Raw genomic sequence first — 1,945 nt, 5'->3', positions numbered from 1 at the left:
GCATCAGCCCTCGCAATTGCGGCACCCTCTTTGATCGATACAGCCGCCGCATGCACCCGCGTTTTGTGGAACACCAACAAGCTCGCCGTCGTCAGCAGCCGGACGATGGACTGGCCGGAATCGACCGAGCCTACGCTCACCGTTTTTCCGCGAGGATCGTCTCGCGATGGCAGTCGCGTCGGCCCTGAAGAGGTCGTCAAAGACAACCCCGCGAAATGGACGTCGAAGTACGGCAGCATCGTTACGACCATCTACGGCATCGGCACGGTGGACGGATTGAACGAGAAAGTATTGGCGATTCACTTACTCTATCTCAATGCCACAGACTTCGGACCGCGCGACGCAGCGAAGCCCGGAATGCCCGCTACGCTCTGGGGCCAATACGCCCTCGACAATGCTGCAACGGTTGAAGAAGCGCTCGAAGCATTGAAGGGCGTGCAGATCGTGATGGCCGAAGCACGCGGCCATAAAGCCAACGTCCATTTGGCAATGGAGGATGCAAGCGGCGACTCGGCCATCGTCGAATACATTGATGGAAAGCCGGTGACGCATCACGGTCGCGAATATACGATCATGACCAATGATCCAACGTACGATGAGCAGCTTGCACTTTTGAAGAAGCAGGATTTTTCAAAGCCGAGCAGCGACATGCCTTTGCCCGGAAATGTCAAACCCACGGATCGCTTTCAGCGCGCGGCGTATTATTCCGCGATGTTGCCTGAACCGAAAAACCAGCGCGAAGCCATCGCCAGCGTTCTCGCAATCGCGCGGAACGTGTCCGTGCCGTTCGGCGCTCCGTACAAAGGCTTCGGAATTTACAACACCGAGTATCGGACAGCGATCGACCTCACCGACAAACGCTACTTCTTCGAATTGACGACGAGTCCGAATGTGATCTGGGCGGACCTATCGAAATTCGATCTCGAACCGGGATCACCTGTGATGCAGCTCAATCCCGACAACATCGCGCTGTCCGGCGACGTCAGCGACAAATTTCAGAAGATCGCCAAGGCGCCGTTTTGATCGAATGGCGCGGCAGATACGATTGAAAAATTCGCAAAAACAAAAACGCGCCGCTGGCACAAGGCACAGCGGCGCGTTTGAATTCGATAGAGGGCACTGATTGACTTCTTTTTGGTTCTAGAAATTCACATGACGTCTCGGCAGACCTGGCAACGACCTACTCTCCCGCGTCTTAAGACGAAGTACCATCGGCGCAGGGGCGTTTCACGGCCGAGTTCGGAATGGGATCGGGTGCAGCCACCCCGCCATAATCACCAGGTCAGCGGAGACGTCATATGACTTCTTTTTTCTGGTCTTTCTTCTGAGTCCTACGCTCATCGTACGGCTGTGCCTCTTCGCGCCTCTAGGCGCGAGCGTCCAAGGGACGCCGGCACAAGTGCCGCCTGTCGGAGCCGCGTCGCGCATTCGCGCGACATGCGGCGTGAGACATAACGATGAGCATTGCTAAATGAGAGCAATCAAGCCAATCGAGTTATTAGTACCGGTAAGCTACACGCCTTGCAGCGCTTCCACACCCGGCCTATCAACGTGGTGGTCTTCCACGACTCTCGAGGGAGAACTCGTTTTGAGGTGGGTTTCCCGCTTAGATGCCTTCAGCGGTTATCCCGTCCGTACATAGCTACCCTGCTGTGCCGTTGGCACGACAACAGGTCCACCAGAGGTACGTCCATCCCGGTCCTCTCGTACTAAGGACAGATCCTCTCAATTCTCCTACACCTACGGCAGATAGGGACCGAACTGTCTCGCGACGTTCTGAACCCAGCTCACGTACCACTTTAATCGGCGAACAGCCGAACCCTTGGGACCTTCTCCAGCCCCAGGATGTGATGAGCCGACATCGAGGTGCCAAACGATTCCGTCGATATGGACTCTTGGGAATCATCAGCCTGTTATCCCCGGCGTACCTTTTATCCGTTGAGCG

1 protein-coding gene and 2 rRNA genes (1 of these 3 only partly in view) are annotated in these 1,945 nt (G+C 56.1%); 1 reads left to right on the top strand and 2 read right to left on the bottom strand.

Annotation, left to right across the window (positions count from 1 at the left end; all coding sequences use genetic code 11):
* The coding region (locus tag VFG17_RS04660; RefSeq protein ID WP_325028280.1) for a linear amide C-N hydrolase at positions 1-1,023 on the top strand (1,023 nt) is incomplete at its 5' end.
* 144 nt (positions 1,024-1,167) lie between these two features.
* Here the strand turns inward: VFG17_RS04660 and rrf are convergent.
* A 5S ribosomal RNA gene (rrf, locus tag VFG17_RS04655) occupies positions 1,168-1,282 on the bottom strand.
* A 195-nt stretch (positions 1,283-1,477) separates the two neighbouring features.
* A 23S ribosomal RNA gene (locus VFG17_RS04650) occupies positions 1,478-1,945 on the bottom strand; it runs 2,333 nt beyond the window's last position.

The organism is Sphingopyxis sp., assembly GCF_035686825.1.
Taxonomy (GTDB): Bacteria; Pseudomonadota; Alphaproteobacteria; order Sphingomonadales; family Sphingomonadaceae; genus Sphingopyxis.
Note: the sequence above shows the minus strand (reverse complement) of the source record. Positions and strands in the feature narration are given on the sequence as shown.